General features: G+C 71.3%; 15 protein-coding genes. 7 read left to right on the plus strand and 8 right to left on the minus strand.

Going from position 1 to position 20,205, the window contains the following annotated elements:
- Positions 1-197 precede the first annotated feature (197 nt).
- From LPA41_RS34890 to LPA41_RS34910, 5 genes are all read left to right on the plus strand, one after another.
- Positions 198-1,196 (plus strand): LLM class flavin-dependent oxidoreductase, encoded by a 999-nt coding sequence (locus LPA41_RS34890; protein WP_229075514.1) that lies wholly within the window; start codon positions 198-200, stop codon positions 1,194-1,196.
- 81 nt (positions 1,197-1,277) lie between these two features.
- Positions 1,278-4,274, plus strand: a complete 2,997-nt coding sequence (locus LPA41_RS34895; protein ID WP_229075515.1) for a BTAD domain-containing putative transcriptional regulator — start codon at positions 1,278-1,280, stop codon at positions 4,272-4,274.
- Between the two features lie 70 nt (positions 4,275-4,344).
- Positions 4,345-4,782: a hypothetical protein gene (locus tag LPA41_RS34900; RefSeq protein WP_229075516.1), complete on the plus strand. Its 438-nt coding sequence runs from the start codon at positions 4,345-4,347 to the stop codon at positions 4,780-4,782.
- Between the two features lie 84 nt (positions 4,783-4,866).
- Complete coding sequence (locus tag LPA41_RS34905) at positions 4,867-6,201, plus strand: FG-GAP-like repeat-containing protein (RefSeq protein WP_229075517.1); 1,335 nt, start codon at positions 4,867-4,869, stop codon at positions 6,199-6,201.
- 28 nt (positions 6,202-6,229) lie between these two features.
- Entirely contained in the window at positions 6,230-7,582 is a 1,353-nt protein-coding gene (locus LPA41_RS34910) for a VCBS repeat-containing protein (RefSeq protein WP_229075518.1), read from the plus strand.
- Between the two features lie 201 nt (positions 7,583-7,783).
- Here the strand turns inward: LPA41_RS34910 and LPA41_RS34915 are convergent, their stop codons facing one another.
- Genes LPA41_RS34915 through LPA41_RS34925 form a run of 3 tightly spaced genes read right to left on the minus strand, consistent with a single transcriptional unit; the run spans position 7,784 to position 12,994 of the window.
- Positions 7,784-8,989, minus strand: coding sequence for an MFS transporter (locus LPA41_RS34915; RefSeq protein ID WP_229075519.1), 1,206 nt, complete (start codon positions 8,987-8,989; stop codon positions 7,784-7,786).
- A 31-nt stretch (positions 8,990-9,020) separates the two neighbouring features.
- The gene (locus LPA41_RS34920; protein ID WP_229075520.1) at positions 9,021-9,842 is read right to left on the minus strand and encodes an alpha/beta fold hydrolase; all 822 of its coding nucleotides are present in this window, start codon (positions 9,840-9,842) and stop codon (positions 9,021-9,023) included.
- Complete coding sequence (locus LPA41_RS34925) at positions 9,839-12,994, minus strand: non-ribosomal peptide synthetase (protein ID WP_229075521.1); 3,156 nt, start codon at positions 12,992-12,994, stop codon at positions 9,839-9,841. Before LPA41_RS34925 ends, LPA41_RS34920 begins: the two co-directional genes overlap by 4 nt.
- Positions 12,995-13,060: 66 nt before the next feature.
- On the opposite strand from LPA41_RS34925, the gene LPA41_RS34930 reads away from it, so the two are divergent.
- On the plus strand, positions 13,061-14,089 hold the full coding sequence (locus LPA41_RS34930) for a methyltransferase (RefSeq protein WP_229075522.1): 1,029 nt from the start codon (positions 13,061-13,063) through the stop codon (positions 14,087-14,089).
- Here LPA41_RS34930 and LPA41_RS42815 read toward each other — a convergent pair.
- Positions 14,052-15,314, minus strand: coding sequence for a cytochrome P450 (locus LPA41_RS42815; protein WP_229075523.1), 1,263 nt, complete (start codon positions 15,312-15,314; stop codon positions 14,052-14,054). The two genes, LPA41_RS34930 and LPA41_RS42815, sit on opposite strands and share 38 nt — an antisense overlap.
- A gap of 315 nt (positions 15,315-15,629) precedes the next feature.
- Between LPA41_RS42815 and LPA41_RS34940 the strand changes: the two genes are divergently transcribed.
- The gene (locus LPA41_RS34940) at positions 15,630-16,511 is read left to right on the plus strand and encodes a phenylalanine 4-monooxygenase (protein WP_229075524.1); all 882 of its coding nucleotides are present in this window, start codon (positions 15,630-15,632) and stop codon (positions 16,509-16,511) included.
- Positions 16,512-16,618: 107 nt separating this feature from the next.
- Here LPA41_RS34940 and LPA41_RS34945 read toward each other — a convergent pair whose 3' ends face one another.
- Genes LPA41_RS34945 through LPA41_RS34960 form a run of 4 tightly spaced genes read right to left on the minus strand, consistent with a single transcriptional unit; the run spans position 16,619 to position 20,205 of the window.
- On the minus strand, positions 16,619-17,581 hold the full coding sequence (locus LPA41_RS34945; RefSeq protein WP_229075525.1) for an amidohydrolase family protein: 963 nt from the start codon (positions 17,579-17,581) through the stop codon (positions 16,619-16,621).
- Complete coding sequence (locus tag LPA41_RS34950) at positions 17,578-17,826, minus strand: hypothetical protein (RefSeq protein ID WP_229075526.1); 249 nt, start codon at positions 17,824-17,826, stop codon at positions 17,578-17,580. Before LPA41_RS34950 ends, LPA41_RS34945 begins: the two co-directional genes overlap by 4 nt.
- Complete coding sequence (locus LPA41_RS34955) at positions 17,816-18,766, minus strand: amidohydrolase family protein (protein WP_229075527.1); 951 nt, start codon at positions 18,764-18,766, stop codon at positions 17,816-17,818. Before LPA41_RS34955 ends, LPA41_RS34950 begins: the two co-directional genes overlap by 11 nt.
- A complete protein-coding gene (locus tag LPA41_RS34960) occupies positions 18,766-20,205 on the minus strand; it encodes an AMP-binding protein (RefSeq protein WP_229075528.1) in 1,440 nt (479 codons plus the stop codon). Before LPA41_RS34960 ends, LPA41_RS34955 begins: the two co-directional genes overlap by 1 nt.

The following is a 20,205-nucleotide window of genomic DNA, read 5'->3' on the forward strand; positions in this document are numbered from 1 at the left end:
GGCACCCGCCGCAGCCGATGTGAGGAACATTCCCGATAGCCGGCCGGGCCTGCGGGTTCACCTGCGGCGACCGGGACGGTTACGGGTCGGGTGAGCCGGGATGCCGACAGCCGGCTCGGGCCGGCGGCTCGGTCGTCGGCAGTGGCTTTCGCAACTCCTACCTGTCCGGCGGGGATTGCCGGGACTAGAGTGCGATCATGCTGCGTAAGCTGGGTTTTCTCCCGATCGGCCTGTTCGACGAGGCGGATCCGCGCCGTGGTCACGAGTCCACCCTGGAGATCATCGAGCTGGGGGAGCGGCTCGGGTTCGACAGTGCCTGGCTGCGGCACCGGCACCTCCAGTACGGGATCTCCTCGCCGGTCGCGGTCCTCGCCGCCGCCACCCAGCGGACCAGCCGGATCGAGCTCGGCACCGCGGTCACCCCGCTCGGCTGGGAGAACCCGCTGCGCCTGGCCGAGGACCTGGCGACCGTGGACCTGCTCTCCGGCGGCCGGCTCAACCCGGGTGTCAGCGTCGGCCCGCCGATGCACTACGAGCAGGTCAAGGGCGCGCTCTACCCGGACACCGACGAGGACTTCGGGTACGGGCGGGTGGAGCGCCTGCTCGCGGCCGTCCGCGGTGAACCGGTCACCGCATTCCGGGGCACGGTCGGTTTCGAGGAGTTCTCCGACCGGGTGCAGCCGCACTCGCCGGGCCTGGCGTCGCGTCTCTGGTACGGCGGTGGCAGCCTGCGGTCCGCGCGGTGGGCCGGCGAGCGCGGCATGAACTTCCTGACCAGCAGCGTGGTGAAGGCCGAGGGCGACGACACGGACTTCGCCCGCATCCAGCTGGCGCAGGTGCGCGCGTTCCGGGAGGCGCACCCGGACGGCGCGAAGGCGCGGGTGTCGCAGGGGCTGGTGGTGATCCCCACGGACAGCGCGTCGGCGGCACAGAAGGAGAAGTATCAGGCGTACGCGCGGAAGCGGCTCCCGCGCACCGGGTCGCCGCAGGGCCCGGCCCGGATGATGTTCGCCCCCGACCTCGTCGGGTCGTCGCGGGAGATCGCCGAACGGTTGTCGGAGCACGCGGCGTACCGGGAGATCGACGAGGTGGCGTTCGCGCTGCCGTTCACCTTCGAGCACGACGACTACGTGCAGATCCTCACCGACATGGCGGGGTCGCTCGGTCCAGCCCTGGGCTGGCGTCCATCGGATTGACTTCACTCGGTGAGGGGCAGGCCCTCCCTGGCGTAAGGTGCACCGCAGAGCATCCACCAGGGTGCATATAGGGGAACCTAGATGGAGTTTCGTCTCCTGGGGCCGGTGGAGGCCTTCCGCGATGGTGAGCAGGTCAGTCTGGGTGGCACCAAGATCCGCACCTTGCTGGCCGCGCTGCTCCTCGAACCGCGCCGTGTCGTGCCGACCGATCGCCTGATCGACATCCTCTGGGACGACGATCCACCCGGCACCGCCCGCGCGCTGGTGCAGACCTACGTGTCCACGCTGCGCCGGGCGGTCGGTGACGAGGCCGTCATCACCCAGGCGCCGGGCTATCAGGCGTGTGTCCGCGACGAGGACCTCGACCGGCACCGCTTCGCCACCCTCGTCGGCCAGGGGCGCGCCGCCGCGGCCGACGGCCGCCACCGGCAGGCGGCCAACGCCTTGCGGGCCGCGGAGCTGCTGTGGCGCGGGCCCGCGCTCGGTGGGGTCCGCAGCCGGATCCTCGCGGCCGAGGCGGCACGCCTCGACGAGCAGCGGGTCGCAGCCGTCGAGGCCCGGATCGCCGCGGAGCTGGAACTCGGCCGCAACGACGAGCTGATCGGGGAGCTGACCGTCCTGGTCGGCCAACACCCCACCCGCAGCACGATGCGCGGACAGCTGATGCTGGCGCTGCACCGGGCGGACCGCACCGCCGAGGCACTGACTGTCTTCCGGCAGGGCCGCGAGGCGTTGATCGAGGAACTGGGCCTCGAACCCGGCCCCGAACTGACCGTCCTGCACGAGCGGATTCTGCGCGCCGACCCTGCTCTGCTCGGCCCGGAGCCGGCCGCGCCGCAGCAGCACCCGCGCCGCGGCCCGGCCCAGTTGCCGCCGGATCCGCCCGGGTTCGTGGGACGCGAGGCGCTGATCGGGGAACTGGGGACGGCGCTGGCCGAGGGCCCGGCCGTGGTGGCGCTGCTGGGACCGGGCGGGGTCGGCAAGTCGGCGCTCGCGGCCCACGTGGCTCATCGGGCCGCTTCCGCCTATCCCGACGGGCAACTGCACGTCGACCTGCGCGGCAACACCGACACCCCGGCCTCACCCGCCGAGGTCCTCGGGCGCTTCCTGCGCGCGCTGGAGCCGCAGCAGGCGGTACCGGACGGCGCCGACGAGCGGATGGACGCCTACCGTACGGTGCTCGCCGGCCGCCGGGTGCTGATCGTGCTCGACGACGCCGCCGGCGAGCAGCAGGTACGGCCGCTGCTGCCGGGCAGCGGCGGCTCCTCGGTGCTGGTCACCTCACGGAGCAAGCTCGGTGGCCTGGCCGGTGCCCGGCTGGTCGAGCTGGACCTGCTCTCCACCGCGGAGGCCACCGCCCTGCTGACCCAGGTCGTCGGGGTGGACCGCATCGCGCCCGCGTCCCAGGCCGCCGCCGAAATCGTCGCGGCCTGCGGCAACCTGCCGCTCGCGGTTCGGGTGGCGGGCGCGCGGCTGGCCAGTCGCCGGCAGTGGACCGCGGCCCTGATGGCCGGCAGGCTGCGCGATGAACGCCGCCGGCTCGACGAGCTGTCCGCCGGTGACCAGCAGGTCCGGGTCAGCATCGCGCTCAGCTTCGCCAGCCTGGACCCGGTGGCGCACACCGCGATCTGCTGGCTGGGCCATCTGGGCCTGTCCGACTTCCGGTCCTGGGTGCTCGCGTACGCCCTGGACACCGACATCCGGACAGCCGAACGAATCCTGGAACAACTCGTCGACGCCCACCTGGTCGACTACACCTACGTCGACGACACCGGCCTGCTGCGTTACCGGCTGCACGACCTCATCCGCATCTACGCCCGCGAGCAGGCCGAAGAGCACGAGGACCGGGACCGCCTGGTAGCCGCCACCCGCCGGGTGGTGCAGGCGTGGTCGGCGGCGCTGAACCGGCTGTCGCAGCACATCGCCGACCACGTGACCTCGGGGGCGGTCCTGCCGGTGGTGCCACCCCCGGGAGCCGATGCCGACCCGGAGGTGGTGGGCAACGCGGTGAGCGATCCGCGCGGCTGGCTCGACATGGAGCAGACATCGCTCGTGCTGGCCGTCGAACGCGCCGCCGAACTGGGCCTGGCCCAGCAGGCCGTGGCGGTGGCCGCGGTGCTCTGCGCCTCGCGGTACGCCCTCGGCAACGTGCCGGACCTGTGGAACCGGGCCCATCGCGCCGCGCTGGGCGCGGCCCGCGCGGCCGGTGACGCGCACGCCGAGGCGGTGCTGATCGCCGAACTCGGCCAACTGCGCTACGAGCAGGACCAGTTCACCGAGTCCCGGCAGCACCTGGCCGAGGCCGCGGAACGGTTCCGCGACCTCGGCGACGCCCGGGGGCAGGCCAGCGCGCTCAGTGCTCTGGGCCTGGCCTGCCGGGAGCAGGGTTATCTGCCGGAGGCGGTGCACTTCCTCAAGCAGGCGGCGGAGCTGTCGCAGACGCTCGGCGACGACCGGGCGGCCGGGCACTGTGCCCGCGTGCTCGGCTCGGTGCATCTGGAACGCGGCGATTTCGCGGCCACCGAGCAGGCGTTGAACGCCGCGATGGCCGCGTACCGGCGGGCGGGAAGCCGCCGCGGTGAGGCGCTGTCGCTGCGCACCATCGGGCTGGCGCACCGGGCACAGGGCAGGCTTGCCGAGGCCGAGCAGGCGTTGAACCGGGCGCTGGCGATCTTCGAGGAGCTCGGTGATCGGTCACTCATCGCCTTCTCGCGGCGGGCGCTGGCCAAGACGTACGTCCGGATGGGCCGGCTGGAACAGGCCCGGGAGCCGCTGCAGGAGGCCCTCGCCGTGCACCAGGCGATGGGTGACCAGTGGGGTGAGGCCATGGTGCTGCGCACGATGGGCGAACTGGAACTGGCCGCCGGCCGGCTCGACGACGCGGCCAAGTGGCTGAGCGCGGCGCTGGAGATCTTCCGTGGCCAGGAGGCTGCGCTGTTCTGCGCGCGCACCCTGCGCGACATCGCCGACCTGGAGTCGGCACGCGGCGACCGGGTCGCGGCCGAGACCGCCCGTGCCGAGGCGCTGCGCGCCTTCCGGACGTTCGGCGCCCGTGAGTATCACGAACTCTGTAATTGAATTACAGCGAACCTGAAGAGGACTCCGTGACGGTGGTGTGTTCCCCGCCCCCGCACGTGCAGGAGTCCCGATGTCGCTCAACGAATCAACCGAAGCCCTGGTCGACGTCGCGTCCGCGCCGCTGAAGGTCGCGCCCGGCAGGCGGGCGCTGCTGCGTTTCGCGGTGGTGGAACGGCTGGTGCTGGCGCAGAGCCTGCTGCCCCGGCACTTGCAGATTCTCGTCGTCGCCGGTCACGGCGCGGACGATGCCGCGCACCTGACCGGCGGCGCCGTCGATCTCGCTCTGTTCCAGGTCGACGACGGTGTGCCGGCCGAGTTGCCCGGCTGCCCCGGCGATCCCGCGGCGCCGGCCGCGCCCGCGTGCCTGCGGCTGCTGTCCGGGGCGCTGAGCGCATCCGGGCTGGTCAACGACGCCGGGCGCTGGTGGCACTGGTCCTATGGCGACTCGTCCTGGGCGATCGCCACCGGGGCGGCACACGCCCGATACGGCCCTGTGCCGGGGTTGTAGAGCTTCTACAGCAGATTTCTGGTGCCTGCTCGGATCGTCATCGGTGCCCGCCGATCAGCGGGGCTCACACCGAAGGAGATATCGATGACCAGCACCTTGTTCCGTACCGCGACCTCCGCTCTGGCCGGCCTCACCGCCGCTATCGCCCTGGGCGTCCCGGCGCAGGCGACCGCCGGCAAGGACGTCGCCACACCGCAGCCGAGGGCGGCGAGCGCGGCGGTGAGCCCCGGGACAGTGATCAGCCGTACCGAGGTCATCTCCCGGGCACAGACCTGGGTGGCCGCCCAGGTGCCGTACAGCATGGACGCCTACTACGGGGGTTACCGCACCGACTGTTCCGGATTCATCTCCATGGCGCTCAAGACCAGCGGCAGCTACTGGACCGGCAACCTGCACGAGATCGGTACGCCGATCGCCTTCAACGGCCTCAAGCCCGGTGACTTCCTGAACTATCACAACCCCGCGAACCCGAACAACGGCTCGCACGTCGTGCTCTTCGACCGCTGGGTCGGCGCGGTCGGTGGCGACTTCTGGATCTACGAGCAGACCCCGCCGCGTGCCGTGCACCGCAAGTGGTCGCAGACGAGCAACCGGGTGCTGAGCAACTACAAGCCGATGCGCTACGTCAAGATCCAGGACAGCGCGGCGGGTGGGGTGGCGGCCGGGGATGTGACCGGTGACGGGTTCGCCGATGTGCTGGGCCGGCGGGCGGACGGTTCGCTGGCGTTGTACCCGAACGGTGGTGCGGGCGCGAGTACGCCGTACGGCCCGAATTCTCAGATCGGTTCGGGGTGGCAGTCGATGACCACGTTCCGGGTCGCCGATGTCACCGGTGACGGTAAGGGTGACGTGCTGGCGGTGCGTAACGATGGTGCGTTGCTGCTGTACGCCCATGGTGGCGACAACGCCGCTCCGTACGGCACCGCGCGGCAGGTGGGTACCGGCTGGGCCGGGTTCCGGCAGGTCACGGCGGGTGACGTCACCGGTGACGGCAAGGCCGATGTGGTGGCTGCCGCCGGGGATGGCGCGCTGCTGCTCTACGCCCATGGTGGCGACAATGCCGCGCCGTACAGCACGGGCCGCCAGATCGGTACGGGCTGGGCGTTCACCCACCTGAGTGCCGCTGACGCCAACGCCGACGGCAGGGCCGACCTGTTCACCGTCAGTGCGGACGGTCAGCTGCGCCTTTACAGCCACACCGGCAACGTCAACGCGCCGTACAGCACCGGCGCCGTCATCGGCTCGGCCTGGCAGCAGTTCGACCGCGTCCACGCCGCCGATGTCACCGGCGATCAGCACGCCGATCTGCTCGCCACCAAGCCCGACGGCACCCTCTGGCTCTACACCCACACCCGCGACAACACCGCCCCTTACAGCACCGGCCGCCAGATCGGCAGCGGCTGGACCAGCATCGCCTGACCCGGAAACGAACGGACGGAGAACTGACATGAACAGCATCTTCCACCGGCGTGGCAGGTTCACCGCACTGGCCGCCGCCGCCCTCAGCGCCGCCCTGCTGACATCCACGATCACGCCGGCCCACGCCTGGGCCACCGTCGCCTGCAGTTCCGCCGGGGTGACAGTCGCCGACAACGCGCTCGCCACCTCTCTCAACGCACGCCTGCAGGGCTCGATGCGCGGCCAGATGACCGGTTACCGGGTGTCGTGTGCCCGGGCCGTCGTCGGCGCCGTGCAGGCTCGGGGGCTCGAGGTCCGCGCCGCCACGATCGCGATGGCCACGGTCATCGTCGAGTCGACGATCCAGAACATCTCCGAGGAGGTCGACCACGACAGTCTCGGCCTGTTCCAGCAGCGCGCTTCCTGGGGCAGCCGGCAGCAGCGCCTCGACCCGGTCTGGGCGACCAACGCGTTCCTCAACAAGATGCTCAGCCTCTACCCGGACGGCTCCTGGCGGACGCGCCCGGTCGGTCAGGTGGCGCAGGCCGTCCAGGTGTCGGCCTACCCCAGCCGGTACGAACCGCAGGCTGCGGACGGTGCGATCATCGCCGGCTCGCTGTTCTCCGGGACCGGTGGGGTGGCGGCCGGGGATGTGACCGGTGACGGGTTCGCCGATGTGCTGGGACGGCGGGCGGACGGTTCGCTGGCGTTGTACCCGAACGGTGGTGCGAGCGCGAGTACGCCGTACGGCCCGAATTCTCAGATCGGTTCGGGGTGGCAGTCGATGACCACGTTCCGGGTCGCTGATGTCACCGGTGACGGTAAGGGTGACGTGCTGGCGGTGCGTAACGATGGTGCGTTGCTGCTGTACGCCCATGGTGGCGACAACTCAGCTCCGTACGGTACCGCGCGGCAGGTGGGTACCGGCTGGGCCGGGTTCCGGCAGGTCACGGCGGGTGACGTCACCGGTGACGGCAAGGCCGATGCGGTGGCTGCCGCCGGGGACGGTGCGCTGCTGCTCTACGCCCATGGTGGCGACAATGCCGCGCCGTACAGCACGGGCCGCCAGATCGGTACGGGCTGGGCGTTCACCCACCTGAGTGCCGCTGACGCCAACGCCGACGGCAAGGCCGACCTGTTCACCGTCAGTGCGGACGGTCAGCTGCGCCTTTACAGCCACACCGGCAACGTCAACGCGCCGTACAGCACCGGCGCCGTCATCGGCTCGGCCTGGCAGCAGTTCGACCGCGTCCACGCCGCCGATGTCACCGGCGATCAGCACGCCGATCTGCTCGCCACCAAACCCGACGGCACCCTCTGGCTCTACACCCACACCCGCGACAACACCGCCCCCTACAGCACCGGCCGCCAGATCGGCAGCGGCTGGACCAGCATCGCCTGAGACACACACCTTCGGACGGGCGCCGCGGCATGCGGCGCCCGTCGTCGTGCGCCAGGCGTTTCCTGGCACACCGGGACCCGGGAGCCCGACCCGGACCCTGAGATCCCGGCCCGGTGTGCTGTCGCCCGACCTACCCGAGCCGGCAGGTGTCGTGCGCCCGCCGGCTGCCGGGACGCCGCAGCAGCGGGTGCACCCCGGTGGTCATTCGGCCGCGCCGACCGGGACCGTGGGCTCGCCGCCGACGAGCCGCTCGGGCCGGGCCGGCAGCAGCGGGTCCACCAGCAGCAGCGCCACTGACAGCGCGGTCAGGGCCGCGCCGACCAAGAACCCGGCCCGGGCGTCGAACGGCGACAGCAGCAACCCGCCGATCAGGGAGCCGGCCGCCACACCGACGTTGAACCCCGCCGAGTTCGCCGCGAAGCCGATCTCGGTCCGGCCCGGTGCCACCCGCAGGATTCGCGCCTGCGTCGCCATGAAGACCGGCGCGGCGGAGAAGCCGAGCAGGCCGAGCATCACGACGACCAAGATCTTGTTACCCGGGAACAGGCCGAGCATCAGCAGGCTCACTCCCTGCAGGCCGACCGTCAGCAGCAGGGAACCGCGCGGCAGGCGGTCCAGCAGCGGACCGACCGCGACCACCCCCGCGGTGCCGGCCGCGCCGAAGACGAACAGCATGCCGCCGACCGAGGCCTCGGTGTAGCCGGTGAGTTTGGTCAGGAATTCGGTGATGTAGGTGAAGCCGGCGAACATCCCGGTCACCGAGAGCACCGTAGTGGCGATCACGATGGCGAATCGCCACGTGTCCGGGTGCGAGCCGAAGGCGCCGTGGCTCTCCTCCGGGCGGGTGGTCGGCAGCAGCACGGCGACGATCACCAGTGCCACCAGTCCGAGGAGAGTGATCACCAGGAACGGCGTCTGCCAGCTGCTGTGCTGGGCCAGCCAGGTGCCGGCCGGCACGCCCAGGACCGTTGCGAGGGATCCGCACACCGACATCACGGCGATGACCCGGCCGCGGCGTTCGCGGGGGAACAGGCCCACCGCGGTGGGACCGAGCACTGCCCAGAACAGCGCCTGCGCGATCGCGGTGACCACCCGCGCGCCGAACAGCAACGGGTACGAGGCGATGAGCACTGAGGCCAGCGTACTGATCACCAGGATGGCGAGCAGCGCGGTGAGCACGTACCGCCGCGGGATGCGCTGCGTGACGGCGGCGAGGGGCAACGACACCACGGCCACGGTGAGCCCGTAACCGGTCACGAGGAAGCCCGCGGACGGCAGGGACACCCCCAGGTCATCGGAGATCAGGCTGAGGAGCCCGATCGGCAGGTTCTCGGTGGTGTTGAAAATGAACGCCGACAGGGCTAGTGCCGCCAGGATGCTCACCCGGCGCCACAGGGGGGCCTGCATGAGAAAAGGGCTCCTCTCGAAGTAACACGGTTCAGGCGATGTGGGGGTGGCGAAGGCCGTCGAGCCGGTGTCGCACGGCGGCGCCCAGTGATGCCAGCGCATCACCTCGCCAGATCGTATAGTGATCAGCGGGAATGAGATATTCGTCCAGGTCAGTACTGATTCGCTGCCAGCTGTCCCGGTCTATTGTGGACTGCTCCGCCCGGATCAGCGTGACCGTGCCCGGATAGCGCCCGGCCGGCCGGTAGGACGCCAGCGCCCGGACATGCGCGGCGAACGGGCGCAACCGCTGGCGCAGGAAGTCCTGATCGCAGTCCGGCGGCAGCACGCCGGAGCCGGCCACCGCGGCGAGCACGTCATCGGCTCCGGCGTCGGGGGACGCCGCCTCCAGCGCCCGTTCCAGCGGCTCGGCCGGGAGGCCGTTGACCGCCGCGAGGTCACGCGCCAGCAGCCGGGCCACCGCCCCGGCGGGCGGCGCGGGATGCGTGCCCGGGGCCGCCGCGTCGACCACCATCAGCAGCGGCACGGCCACCCCGAGGGCGGTCAGCCGAGTGGCCATCTCGTACGCCACGACCCCGCCCATCGACCAGCCGAGGAGCGCCACCTCACCCTCGCCGCGACACCGGCGCAGCGCCGTGAGGAACAGCTCCGCCAGGGCCGGCACCGAATCCAGCGGTGGTTCGTCACCGTCGAAGCCGGGCGACTCCAGCGTGTAGACCGGCTGCTCCTCGTCGAGGAGAGGGAGCAGGGCGCGGTAGACGTACGGTGATCCGGAGACCGGTGGGACGCAGAACAACGGTGGCCGCGAACCGTTCGGCCGCAGCGGCAACACCGGGTCGAAACCGGCCGTCACGGCGCGCCACCGTCCCGCCCGGCCAGCCCGTCGATGCGTTCGGCGATCGCACGGACCGTGGCGGTGCCGTAGAGCTGGCGCAGGTTCAGCTTGATCCCGAAGTCCCGGCTGATCCGGGCGATCACCCGCATCGCCTGCAGCGAGGAACCGCCGGCATCGAAGAGGTTGGCGTCGGCGCCGATGTCGGTCCGGCCGAGCACGTCGGCGAAGATCCGGGCGAGCGCCGCCTCGGTGGGCGTGGCCGGCTCGGCCACCGGGCCGCCGCCGTCATCGTCGGCGGGTTCCGGGAGCGCGTTGCGATCCACCTTGTGCGACAGGGTCATCGGCAGCCTGTCGAGGTGGACCCAGACGCTCGGGATCATCGACGGCGGCAGGGTCCGGCTGAGGAACTCGCGCGGGCCGGGCCCGGCTGGTGGCTCGCCGTCGTCGGTGACCAGGTAGCCGACCAGGCGTGGTTCTCCCCGGCGGTCCGGACGCACCGCGACGACCGCGGATCTGATCCCGGGATGTGCCAGCAACGCCGACTCGATCTCGCCCGGCTCGATCCGGATGCCGTTCAGCTTGACCTGCTGGTCGATGCGCCCCAGGTACTCCACATCGCCGTCGCTGTTCCAGCGGACCAGGTCACCGCTGCGATAGACCCGCTCACCCGGCCGGAACGGGTCCGTGTGGAATCGCGCGGCGGTGAGCTCCGGGTTGTTCAGGTAACCCCGGGCCAGTCCGGCTCCACCGATGAGCAGCTCTCCCGGGGCGCCGCGGGGCGCCAGCCGGTCGGCGGTGTTGACCACGTACAGCCGGCGGCCGGGATGCGGGCGGCCGATCGGCGGCGGCATCTGCCGGCTTTCGGTGCCGCAGTCGTGGTCGGTGCACGCGACGGCGACCTCGGTCGGCCCGTAGACGTTCCACAGCGCGCGCCCCGGTCGTGTCCACGCGTTGGCGAGCTCCGCCGTGAGCGCCTCGCCGAGGCTGACGACCGTGCGCAGGTCCGGGTACGGCTCCGGGTCCAGCAGACTGAGCATGGTCGGGGTCAGCGCCGCGCAGGTCACCCGTTCCCGGCGGATCAGTGCGGCCACCTCGGCCGGCGAGGCGCCTTCCTCCGGCGCCACCAGGACCAGGGTGGCCCCGGAGGTCAGCGTCGCGAAGATCTCGCCCCAGGACACGTCGAAGGTGAGCGCGGCGAACTGCAGGATCCGGTCCTCCGGCCGCAACCCGACCAGCTCGGTCAAGCGATCGACGTAGATCCCGATCGCTCCGTGTTCCACCTGTACGCCCTTCGGCCGGCCGGTGGACCCCGAGGTGTAGAGCAGGTATGCGACCGAGCCGGGGCCGGACCGGTCCACCGGCGCCGGTCCGGTCACCTCGCCGGCCGGCTCCTCGTCGACCAGCAGCACGGTCCAGCCGGCCGGCGTGGGCAGACGCTCCGCCAGGGCGCGACGGGTCAGTACCACCGGCGCGCCGGCGTCCTGGATCAGGTACGACAGCCGGTCGGCGGGGTGGCCCGGGTCGAACGGGGCGACGGCCGCGCCGGCACGCAGCACGCCCAGCATCGCGGGGAGCACGTCCAGGTCCCGGTCCAGCACCAGGGCGACGGTGTGCTCGTGGCCGACCCCGGCGGCGTGCAACCGGCGGGCGATCCGGTCGGCACCGTCCAGCAGGCCGCCGTAGGTCAGTTCCCGGCCTCGGCACACGGCCGCCACGGCCTCCGGGCGGGCCGCCGCGGTGGCCGCGATCCGCACGTGCACGGGTTGTTCCGGCACGGTGACCGGGCCGCCGTCGCCGAGGGCGAGCAGCGCCCGCGTCTCCTCCGCGGAGAGCAGCGGCAGCCGGGGCAACGGTGTGTCCCGCTCGGCGGGCAGGATCCGCAGCACCTGCTCGAGGTGGCCGGCGAGCGACTCGATGCGGGACCGGTCGAAGAGGTCAGTGGCGTATTCGATGTACAGCGACAGCCGGTCCCCGTCGAGCGAGAAGTCGAACGACAGGTCGAATGCGGCCCGGCCGGAAGGCGGCATCAGCAGCTCCGCGTCGACCCCGGGGAAGTCCAGCCCGCCGCCGGTGGTGCCGTCGCCGAGCAACTGGGCGGAGACCTGGAAGAGGGGGTTGCGGGCCTGGTCGCGAACCGGGCGCAGCCGCTCCACCACCAGCTCGAACGGCACGTCCTCGTAGTCGTAGAGCGCGAAGCTGGCGTCGGTGACCCGGTCCAGCAGCACCCCGAGCGACGGGTCTCCGGAGAGGTCGAGGCGCAGCACGACCATGTTGACGAACAGGCCGACGGTGTCCTCCAGGTCCGGGTCCGAACGCCCGAACATGGGCACCCCGATACCGACGTCGTCCTGCCCGGTGTGCGCGTGCAGCACCGCGGCGAGTCCGGTGGTGAGCACCATGAACAGCGTGGCGCCGCTGGCGTCGGCAACCTTGCGCAGCTCGGTGAGGAGTGTGGTGTCGAGGTGCCGTACCACGGTCCCGCCGCGCTGGCTGGGCACCGGAGGACGGGGCCGGTCGGTGGGCAGATCCAGCGCCGGCAGACCGCCGAGGGTGCGTTCCCAGTGCGCCAGGCCCTCCTCCAGCGCGTCGCCGGGCAACTGTCGGCCCCGAGCGGTGACATAGTCGGCGAAGGTGGTGCGCGGCGCCGGGAGCCGCGGGACGTGACCCGCCGCGAGAGCCCGGTAGGCGGCGGACAGGTCCCGCCGCACCACCCCGGTGGACCAGCCATCGGTCACCACATGGTGGAACGCGAGCACCAGGATCTGGTCGTCCGCGTCGACGTGGATCAACCGGAACCGGTACAGCGGCCCCACCTGCAGGTCGAAGATCTCGGTGGCCTCCTGATGCAGCGCCGCGCCGACGGCCCGCTCCACGTCGTCGCCGGCCGTGCGAGGCAGCTCCCGCACCATCAGCTCGACCGTCTCCGGCGGTGGCGCGATCACCTGGTACGGCACCCCGTCGGCGATGCCGAACCGGGTACGCAGCCCGTCGTGCCGGCGGACCAGGAGCGTCAGCGCGTCTCGGAGGACGGCGACGTCCACCGGCCCGCGCAGGCGATAGACAAGCGGGCTGTTGTAGGTGGACTCACCAGGACTGAGCTGGTCGATGAACCACAGCTGGCGTTGCGCGTGGGACAGCGGCAGCCGGTCCTCAGTCGACAGTCCCGTCATAGCAGTCCTTCCATTAGGTATGTTGCCCACCTGTGACCATGTTCAGCTACGGGGAGGCATGACGACATGCGGCGGGAATCGGTCGCGGAAGTAGCGGCGCTGTTCGACGTGTACCAAACGGGCCTGGTCTTCCACGCCCTGTGCGCACTGACGCGGTTGGGCGTCCCGGACCTGCTGGGCGAGACGCCCCGGCCGGTTCGGACGGTCGCGGCGGAGGCCGGCACCGATGTGGACGCCCTGCGGCGGCTGCTGCGGCTGCTCGACGGGCACGACATCGTCACCTTCGAGCCGGGCACCGACGAAGTGGCGCTCACCGATCGGGGCGAGCTGCTGCGCACGGACCATCCGATGTCGCTGGCGGCGACGTTCGCCACGCTCGGCGTCTCGGACGTGGCACACCGGATGGACCACACCCTGCGCACCGGACAACCGGCCGCGCCGATTGCCCTGGGTGAGGGCTTCTGGGAGTTCCTCGCGGCGCGACCGGACCGGCAGCGGGTGTTCAGCCAGGCGATGGCCGAGCAGTCCCGACTGCTCTCACTGCCCTGCGTGGACCTGGTCGACTGGCCGGCCGAGGGCACCGTGGTGGACCTGGGCAGCGGCACCGGAGCCCTGCTGACCGCGGTGCTGCGGGCCGTGCCCGGCCTGCGGGGTGTGCTGGTGGACCAGCCGCACGTGCTCGACCGGTCCCGGGCCGCGATCACCGCCCAGGGCCTGGCCGACCGGTGCGAGGTGGCGGCCGGTGATCTGTTCGAGGAGCCACCGCCCGGCGACGTGTACCTGCTGTCCCGAGTGCTGCACGACTGGGACGACGAGGCGGTGACACGGATCCTCAGCCTGGTGGCCGAGAAGAGCCCGGACGGGACCCGGCTCGTCCTCTTCGAGGACGTGCTGCCCGCGGACGGCTCGGCCGGTGCGGCGCAGGCCTGGGCCGACATCGCCATGATGCTGCTGTACGACGGCGCCCGCGAACGCACCGAGGCGGAGTACCGCACGCTGCTGGAGAGGAGCGGCTGGCAGTTGCGGGCGACGGTGCCCGGGCCGCCCGGCATGCACGTCATCGAGGCAACCCGCCGGTCACCCCGGCCGGCCTGACCGCCGGCCGCAGCTCGACGTCGAGGCGCCGCAGGCCGTTGAGGAAGTTGGACGCCTGCCGGATCGGCTGCCCCACCACGTGCACCTCGTGGACCCGGTCCAGCAGGCTTTCCAGCACGCAGCGCAGCTCGAGCCGGGCGAGCTGCGCGCCGACGCAGTAGTGGGGGCCGCCGCCGAAGCTCAGATGCTGGTTCGGGCGCCGGTCGACACGGAAACTGTCCGGGTCGGCGAAGACCTCCTCGTCCCGGTTGCAGGACGGGAACCAGACCACCACCCGATCGCCTGCGGCGAGGTACACCTCGCCCAGGGTGGTGTCGCGGACCACGGTGCGCATCGCGTGCCCGGGCGGTGAGGTGTACCGGAGGATCTCGTCGATCGAGGAGTCGACCAGATCCGGCTCCGCACGCAGCCGCTGCCACTGCTCGGGGTGGCGGGCGAAGGCGAGGACCGCTCCGGAGATGGCGTGCGGGGTGGTTTCCAGGCCGCCGTTGAGCAGGCCGTCGCAGTTGAGGAGGATCTCGTCGTCGGTGAGCGCTCGCCCGTCGTAGGTGGCGGTCGCGAACGTGGAGACGATGTCGTCGCCGGGCTCGGCACGACGGCGTTCCAGGAGATCGGCGAAGTACGCGAAGACCTCCGAGTGCGCGGCGGACCGTTCCGCCACGGCGGCTGGGCTGCCGTCGGAGTCGTCGAACCCGGCGGCGATCAGATCGGCCAGGTCATCCCGGTCCTCGGCGGGCACACCCATCATCTGGAACAGCAGCCAGGACGGCACCGGCAGGGCCAACCCGGCGACCACATCGACCGGCTCGCCACCGCCGATCAGGTCGTCCAGCCGCCTGTCGACCATGACACGCAGCTCGGCGGCGAGACCGGCGAGGGCCGGCCCGGTGAACCAGCGCGAGTGGGCGGCGCGCAACCGATGATGGTCGGCTCCGTCGGAGACCACGAGCATCCGGCCGCTCGCCGCGCGTACCGCCTCCGCGCGGCTTCCCAGCCGCATGCCGCGGGTCGACGTGAACACGTCCGAGCGCCGGAGCACCTCCCGGGCCGGCCGTTGGGTGGTGACCGACCAGAACCCGTCCTCGTCCGGGCCGGTCCAGGCCACCGGGTGCCGACGCCGAGCCTCGCGAGCCACCTCGAGGAAACGCTCGTCGGTGAAGAACTGCGGATCGGTCAGGTCGACACCGGGACCGCCAGCGGTGAAGAGCGGAGTGCGATGTGCCACAGTTTCTCCCGGGAATGGCATGGAATTGCGGAAATACGATTAGGCCCGCCGCCCCGAATGGTTCCGGGATGGCGAATCTGTGATTCTTTCTATTTTCTGCTCGATGATCAGGACATTTAAGGTCTACAATGGACTCGGCCGACAATCGGACAACACGGGGGCGAACATTCGGCGCACCGCGCCGGTGATTCCAGCACGGCGGGTACGAACGTGCCCGCAGCCTCGACCTCGGTCACAACGGCACTCCGACAGGCGTGCCGCGGCACGCCGGGCCTCGCCCGGCGCATCCCCCGACAAGCGGAAGAGGGAATTACGATGTTCGAGGAAGCGACTGTCTATTCGCCGGTGATCCGGCAGGACAGCGGGACGGTCTCGGTGGTCTTCGCCGAGGAGCACCCCGGGGCGCAGGACCCCGATTACCAGCGGCACCGGGCGGTGATCGCGGAGCTGGCGCTGAATTACCGGGTCGGCGAGCCGGTGCCGGAGGTGCAGTACACCGCAGCGGAGATTGAACTCTGGGGCATGGTCGTCGCCGACCTGCAGGCCAAACACCGCCGATACGCCTCGGCGGAGTTCCTGGACGGCTCCCGTCGGCTGGCCCTGCCCACGGACCGGCTGCCGCAGCTGCGCGAGGTCTCCGACCGCGTGCGAGCGCTTACGGGTTTCCACTTCACCCCGGCCGCCGGCATCGTCGGCCTGGCCGACTTCTACGGCTCGCTCGCCGACGGCCGGTTCCAGGCCACCCAGTACATCCGGCACAGCTCGCTGCCCCGGTTCTCGCCCGAGCCGGACATGGTGCACGAGGTGGTGGGCCACGGCAACGCCCTGGCCAACCAGCGGCTGGCCGCGCTGTACCGCCGGGTCGGCCAGGCCGCGCGGCGCGCTTCCGGCACCGAGGCGCTGGAAGCGCTGTCCCAGGTGTTCTGGTTCACCATGGAGTACGGCCTGGTCCGCGAGGACGGGGTGCCGAAGGCGTACGGCGCCAGCCTGCTCTCCTCGGTCGGCGAGCTGGAGCAGTTCCGCACGGCGGTGGAGGTGCGGCCGCTCGACCTGCCCGCGATGCTGCACCAGGCTTACTCGGTGGAAGACTTCCAGCCGGTGCTCTTCTGCGCCGAGTCCTTCGACGAGCTGGAGGCGTTCTACGCGGCGTTCCTGCCCAGCATCGAGGCCGGCGAACCGGCGCTGATCCGGGCCTGACGGCCACCTGAAGGGCGCCCGGCCGGCCACCGCTCGTCCCGGCCGGCCGGGTTGCCCGGTGTGGCCGGTGAGCGGGTGCGGTTGCCTGGCGCGGCCGGCGGGGGCGGTCATCGAACCGTCCCGGGAGGCGGACCCGGGGCGGCCACCGACGCGCTCTCTGGGCTGAGCACCCGCAGCAGATTGCCGCCGAGAATCAGGTCGCGGTCGCGCCGAGGCACTCCGGCGAGCACCTCGTCGCCTTCCAGGATCTCGCCGAGCAGCCGGGGTAGGCCGCCGGTGAGCTGGTTCAACGGCCAGTCCGTACCAAAGATGATCTTGTGGTTGACGCCCATCCGGAACAGCCGGTTCAGGTGGGCCGGCCAGCCGCCCGGCAACGGCGACGCGGCGAACCCGCCGGTGTCGAGATAGATGTTGGGCCGGTACGCGGCGAGGTACGACGTCACCTCCACGTCCGTGACGCCACCGTGCCCGAGAACGAACGTGACGTCCGGGAAGTCGCGGGCGGCCTGATCGATCAGCAGCGCCTCCGCGGGAGTGAAGGTCAGGGAGTGCGCTGTCGGCCCGGTGTGCACGAAGACCGGCAGCGACCGGCTGCGGCACACCTCGTAGTAGGGGTAGACGATCCGGTCCGACGGGGAGAACCCGCAGGGCGGATAGAGCTTGAAGCCGTCGAAGCCGTACTCGTCCAGCAGGTCGGCGAAGGCGTCGGCGCCCTCCGGCCCTCGTCTCGGGTCGGCCCCGAGGTAGACCCAGAACCGGCCGGGGTGGCGGCGCTGGATGTCGTGGTGCCGGCGTGCCATCTCGGCCAGACCCAGCTTGGTCGGCATGACCAGACTGAAGTCGGGCACCATCAGCACCGCCCGGGCGACCCCGGCCGCGTCCATCTCGGCGACCAGCCGGTCAGCGTGATGGTCCTGGTGATGGGCGACGTAGTCGTCATGCAGTCGCTGCGGCGCCGGCCCGGCCGACGCCGCGGCCAGCCGCCGGCTCATGCCGGCGACGACATCGCCGATGAACGCCTCCGGGATGAAGTCGGTCGAGGCGACGTGGCAGTGGCCGTCGTAGATCACTGCAGGCAGTGCTCGACGGTCTGCCGGATGGTCGCCGACCGTCCGCCGGGAAAGGACATCATGTCGAACTTGCGCCCGGAGCGATCCTCCAGGAACGACAGGTACGCCACCATCCCCATCGAGTCCAGCAGCCCGGTGGTCAGCAGCGGGGTGTCCACGGTGACCGGCCGGTCCGTCTCGCCCTCGTTCCAGTTCTCGATCCATTCGACGAGTTCCTGGTGCAGGGTCGCGGTGTCAACGTCCATCGGAGCCTCCTGTGGTGACGACGGCCCGGCCCGCGCCGAACAGGCGCAGTGCGTTGCCGCTCATGATCATTTGCTGCTCGCGGCGTTTGACGCCGGCGAAGACGGTGCCGTGGGTGAACTCGGTGACCACCGTGGCCAGAGACGCGGACATCCGGAACGACGGCCAGCACGTACCGAACAGGATCTTGTGATTGATCCCGGTCCGGAACAGCCGGTTCAGGTGCGCAACCCAGCCGCCCACGCCGAGCATCGACGGGAACTGGCTGATGTCCAGGTGCACGTTGGGCCGGTGGGCGCAGAGGTACGACGCCTCTTCGACGTGGGTCACCCCGCCGTGTCCGAGGATGAAGTCGACGCCGGGAAAGTCCCGGGCGGCGTCGTCCACCAGCAGTGGCCGGCCGAGCGTGAAGTCCAGCGGACCCCAGCCCGGGCCGGTGTGCGTCAGCACCGGAAGCCCCCGCGCGGCGCACACCTCGAAGTACGGGTAGAGGCGGCGGTCACTCGGCGAGTAGCCGGTCAGCGGGTAGAGCTTCATGCCGGCGAAGCCGTACTCGGTCACACAGCGCTCGAACAGTTCCACGCCCGCCGCCCCGGCCCGCGGGTCGACGCCCCACATCACCCGGAACCGGCCCGGATGACGTACGCAGACGTCGTGGTGCAGCCGCGCCAGTTCCTCCGGAGGTACCGCGTACGGGCTGGCGTGCGAGTAGTCCGCGGCGACCAGGACGGCCTGATCGACACCGGCCTCGTCCAGCTCGGCGACCAGCCGGTCACCGTTGTGGTCCGCGTACCCGGCCAGGAGCTGGTCGAGCACGGCCGCGTGCCGGTCGGCCACGCCGTAGGCGGCGAGCCGGTCGGCGACATTGGCCGCCTGCGCCGCGAGGAAGTCACGCGGGGTGGCTCGGACGCTGGCCAGCGTCACATGTGCGTCGATGATCATCAGATGGCGCTGTCCTGTTCCCGGCGTTCGGCGAAGTAGGCGGCCACCGCGGAACGACTCAGCTTCAGATTGGCGGTCAGGAACGCCGGGTTGCCCCGCAACGGCTCGGCGCTGAACACCACCGACGCGATCTGGAAGTGACCGTCCACCCGCTCGTTCACCTTCCGGATGCCCTCGAGCACGGCGGCGCGCTGCTCGTCGCCGTCGTCGGCCGGGGTGACGACGGCGCCGAGGCCGTGCCCGTTGGGCTGCGGCACCACGATGACGTCGGCGATGCCGGGCACCCCGGCGAAGTTGCTCTCCACCTCGCCCGGGTGCACCTTGCGGCCGCTGGACAGCGCGATGACATCCTTCTTGCGGCCGACCAGAGTGAGGTAGCCGTCCTGGTCGAGCCGCCCGTAGTCGCCGGTCACGATGACGCCGTCCGGCCGGAACGTCTCGGCGGCGACTTCCGCGCTCACCCCGAAGTACCCCAGACTCAACGGCGCCGGCCGGTGGATCAGCAGCTCACCGTCGTCGAGGAAGGTGACCGCCTCCGGGTCGATGAGCCGGCCGACGCTGCCCGGCCGGTTGTGCTCCAGCGTGTTCCACCCGATCATCCCGCTCTCGGTCATGCCGTACGCCTCGAGCAGGCGTACGCCGCCCGTCGCGTACGCCTCCAGCGTCTCGCGCCGGATCGGCGCCATGCCGGTGATGGCGAAACGCAGCCGGCCACCGAAGAACTCACCGAGCGTCGCGCCCTTGCCGGTCTTGGTGGCCAGTTGCAGTGCCGCGTCGTAGAAGATCGGCGGCCCGATCAGGAACGTCGGGCTCTCGTCGCGCAGCGCGGTGAACACCCGCTGGTACGGCGTCAGCACCAGGTCCGCACCTGTCCACAGGCAGCAGTAGACCGACAGTCGCTGCTGGAAGTTGGACAGCGGCAGGAAGATCAGGTGCCGGTCGTCGCCGTTGATGCGGAAGGCGTCGATGAACCGGCGGATCACGTATTCGGTGCCCTTGCGGCTGATCCGCACGCCCTTCAGGACGCCGCTGGTGCCCGAGGAGTAGACCAGGCTGTGCAGGTCCGGCGTGACGACCGGTTCCGGGCGTCCGGGCGTGCCGGGGTGCACCTGGTCACCAAGGATGAGCAGGGCGAGACCGTGCTCCGCCACGAACTTCGCGACGTCGCCCACCTCGAAGTCGTCCGGGTACGCCTGCAGGACCGCGCCGACCTCGAGGACGCCGAGGTCCCACGCGACCCAGTCGATGCCGTTCACGGCCCGCAGGCCCACCACATCCCCGGCCCGGACCCCGGCAGCGCGCAACTCGCCGGCCCGGGCGGCGGACAGGGCGGCCAACTCGGCGTGGCTGATCTCACGGCGCTGCCCGGCGCCGTCGATCTCCACGACCACGGCTTCGTGGTTGCCGCGGTAGCGCTCCGTCAGATGTGCGAGCTCCAT

This window comes from Actinoplanes sp. DH11 (assembly GCF_020873875.1).
Taxonomy (GTDB): domain Bacteria; phylum Actinomycetota; class Actinomycetes; order Mycobacteriales; family Micromonosporaceae; genus Actinoplanes.

Excerpts from the sequence above, each read along its gene's own strand:
- LPA41_RS34890 (WP_229075514.1), top strand. The coding sequence starts at position 198 with ATGCTGCGTAAGCTGGGTTTTCTCCCGATCGGCCTGTTCGACGAGGCG.
- LPA41_RS34895 (WP_229075515.1), top strand. The coding sequence starts at position 1,278 with ATGGAGTTTCGTCTCCTGGGGCCGGTGGAGGCCTTCCGCGATGGTGAG.
- LPA41_RS34900 (WP_229075516.1), top strand. The coding sequence starts at position 4,345 with ATGTCGCTCAACGAATCAACCGAAGCCCTGGTCGACGTCGCGTCCGCG.
- LPA41_RS34905 (WP_229075517.1), top strand. The coding sequence starts at position 4,867 with ATGACCAGCACCTTGTTCCGTACCGCGACCTCCGCTCTGGCCGGCCTC.
- LPA41_RS34910 (WP_229075518.1), top strand. The coding sequence starts at position 6,230 with ATGAACAGCATCTTCCACCGGCGTGGCAGGTTCACCGCACTGGCCGCC.
- LPA41_RS34915 (WP_229075519.1), bottom strand. The coding sequence starts at position 8,989 with ATGCAGGCCCCCCTGTGGCGCCGGGTGAGCATCCTGGCGGCACTAGCC.
- LPA41_RS34925 (WP_229075521.1), bottom strand. The coding sequence starts at position 12,994 with ATGACGGGACTGTCGACTGAGGACCGGCTGCCGCTGTCCCACGCGCAA.
- LPA41_RS34930 (WP_229075522.1), top strand. The coding sequence starts at position 13,061 with ATGCGGCGGGAATCGGTCGCGGAAGTAGCGGCGCTGTTCGACGTGTAC.
- LPA41_RS34940 (WP_229075524.1), top strand. The coding sequence starts at position 15,630 with ATGTTCGAGGAAGCGACTGTCTATTCGCCGGTGATCCGGCAGGACAGC.
- LPA41_RS34950 (WP_229075526.1), bottom strand. The coding sequence starts at position 17,826 with ATGGACGTTGACACCGCGACCCTGCACCAGGAACTCGTCGAATGGATC.
- LPA41_RS34955 (WP_229075527.1), bottom strand. The coding sequence starts at position 18,766 with ATGATCATCGACGCACATGTGACGCTGGCCAGCGTCCGAGCCACCCCG.
- LPA41_RS34960 (WP_229075528.1), bottom strand. The coding sequence starts at position 20,205 with ATGGAGCTCGCACATCTGACGGAGCGCTACCGCGGCAACCACGAAGCC.